Origin of the sequence: Saccharomonospora iraqiensis subsp. paurometabolica YIM 90007, from assembly GCF_000231035.2 — a bacterium.
GTDB lineage: Bacteria > Actinomycetota > Actinomycetes > Mycobacteriales > Pseudonocardiaceae > Saccharomonospora > Saccharomonospora paurometabolica.
The window spans coordinates 48,432-50,732 of record NZ_KI912236.1; the positions used below are offsets into that span (position 1 = coordinate 48,432).

At 70.5% G+C, this 2,301-nt stretch carries 1 protein-coding gene and 2 pseudogenes; 1 reads left to right on the forward strand and 2 read right to left on the reverse strand.

Translation table 11 applies throughout. The features are described from left to right. Both SACPADRAFT_RS32760 and SACPADRAFT_RS27265 read right to left on the reverse strand, forming a co-directional pair. Nucleotides 1-213, reverse strand: a pseudogene (locus SACPADRAFT_RS32760) (mycothiol synthase); the annotation flags it as partial. Nucleotides 214-430: 217 nt separating this feature from the next. Further along, nucleotides 431-1,114, reverse strand: a pseudogene (locus SACPADRAFT_RS27265) (response regulator transcription factor); the annotation flags it as partial. Nucleotides 1,115-1,343: 229 nt separating this feature from the next. Between SACPADRAFT_RS27265 and SACPADRAFT_RS0211810 the strand changes: the two are divergent. After that, nucleotides 1,344-2,159: an LmeA family phospholipid-binding protein gene (locus SACPADRAFT_RS0211810; RefSeq protein ID WP_007027322.1), complete on the forward strand. Its 816-nt coding sequence runs from the start codon at nt 1,344-1,346 to the stop codon at nt 2,157-2,159. Nucleotides 2,160-2,301: the final 142 nt, after the last annotated feature.

The following is a 2,301-nucleotide window of genomic DNA, read 5'->3' on the forward strand; positions in this document are numbered from 1 at the left end:
GCTGTCCCCGGCGGCGCTGTCCCCGGCGGCGCTGTCGGCAGCACCGCTGTCGGCGTAGCAGAGCAGGTGGTGCGGGCCGCGGAACTCACCCGGGAGCGGGCCCTCGGGCTCCACATCCGGCCGCCCGTCGGTCCGGCGCGCGGCGAGCAGCAGCGAACGCACCGCCTCGGCGCGGGTGCCGGTGAGGTCGTCGGCCCACACGAGATCTCGCATGGGCCCAAGCCTAGCGGCGGCTGGTGATCCTGGTGCGGACCTCGCCCCGGTTCCGCCGGGGCGGCACGGACGCCGCACCGCCCGCGTCGGCGCCCTCGGGCACGGAGTCGGCGCCACCCTTCGTGCCGGCCCCGGCCGTGCCCGGGGTGTTGTTCCGGTCCGCGGTGTTGTTCCGGTCCACGGTGTTGTTCCGGTCCACGGTGGGGTTCTTGGCCGGCGCGCTCTTGGGCGGGCGCTCGAACTTGTACCCGACGTTGCGCACGGTACCGATCATCTGTTCGTGCTCGGGGCCGAGCTTGGCGCGCAGCCGCCGCACGTGCACATCCACCGTCCGGGTGCCGCCGAAGAAGTCGTACCCCCAGACCTCCTGGAGCAGCTGCGCCCGGGTGAACACCCGGCCGGCGTGCTGGGCCAGGTACTTGAGCAGCTCGAACTCCTTGTACGTCAGTTCGAGCGTGCGCCTGCGCAGCCGGGCCGTGTAGGTCGCCTCGTCGATCACCAGGTCACCCACCCGCAGTTCGGCGTCGCCCTGCGCGGTGGCCCCCGCCCGCGTGGTCGCCAGCCGCAGGCGGGCGTCGACCTCCGCGGGGCCTGCGGTCGGCAGCACGAGGTCGTCGGCACGCCACTCGGCACTCACCGCAACGAGGCCGCCCTCGCCGACCACGGCGATCACGGGTGTGGAAGGCTCGTCGTCGCCGACACCGGTCAGGAGCCTGCACAGACTCTTGGCCGAGGCCAGGTCCGTACGCGCGTCGAGGAGGATGACGTCCCGGTGCCCCGCATCGAGGAGGGCGGTGACCTCGGGTGCGCGGACCCGTACGGTGTGCGGCAGAAGGTCCAGGGCGGGCAGGACGGAGGCGGCCTGTGTTTCCGACGTCAGTACCAGCAGGTTCAGACTCATCGCGACCACCTCGTGTTGCCCGGTGTGACATTGTCCGGTGTGACACCGCCGGATCCGTTTTTCGGACGCACCCCGAGAATAGTCTCGGATCGACGCGGGCCCACAGTCCTGAAACCGGCGTCACACCCGTGCGGGCACATCGAAACCTGCCTTTAACAGAACGGACGTGATCGTGAACACCGCTGTAACGAGGGCGGATCCGCAGGAGCGGGGAAGGAGCCGTCGCCGCGTGAAACGCACCGTCATCGTGCTGGTCGCGCTCCTCGGCCTGTTGGTTGGCGCCGACTTCGCCGCCGCGGCTTTCGCCGAACACACCGTGTCCCGCAAATCCGCCGAGCAGCTCGGGCTCAGCGACGACCCGGCGGTCACCATCCACGGTTTCCCGTTCACGACCCAGGCGCTGTCCGGGGAGTACGACCGCATCAGCCTGTCCGCCGACGGTGTGCCGGTGCAGGACCTGCAGGACGTGTCGATCGACGCCGAGCTGCACGACGTGACCGCGCCGTTGTCCGACCTCACCGCGGGCGACGTGAGCGATGTCGTGATCGACCGGCTGAACGGCCGGGTCACGCTCAAGGAGAGCGACATCGCCCGGGTCGCGCCGTTGACCAACATCGACGACCTGCGGATCGAACCGTCGTCGAAAGGCTACGTACGGCACGGTGCGGACGGTTCCGGTGCGGGCTCCGGACCGGGCGGACAGAACGGTGCCGCCGGTGACGGAACGGACACCGACGACACGACCGCGGGCATCCGGCTCTCCGGCAAGGCCGATATCGCGGGGGAACGTATCGAGATCTTCACGTTCGCCATGATCGAACTCGACGGCACCACGATCCGGATCGATCCGCGTCGCGTCCAGTTCGGCAACGACCGGGAGACCACGGTGGTCCCCGAGGCGGTGCAGGAGAAACTCCTGCCCCAGTTCGAAGCCGACATCAACGCGGGGCAGATGCCGTTCACCGTGACCCCGACCGCGATCAGTGTTGCGTCGGGTTCCATCACCCTGCACGGTGAGGCCGAGGACGTGCGCTTCACCGGATGAGGCGACCCGGCCGGACACGGAGGCGGAACGACATGACGGGCACGTGGGTGCTGCTCGGCACCGTCGCGACGGCCGCGCTGGCCGGGGCCCTGCTCCGGGCACGGGACGGCCGCCCCCGGCACACCGCCGCGACACCCGCAGG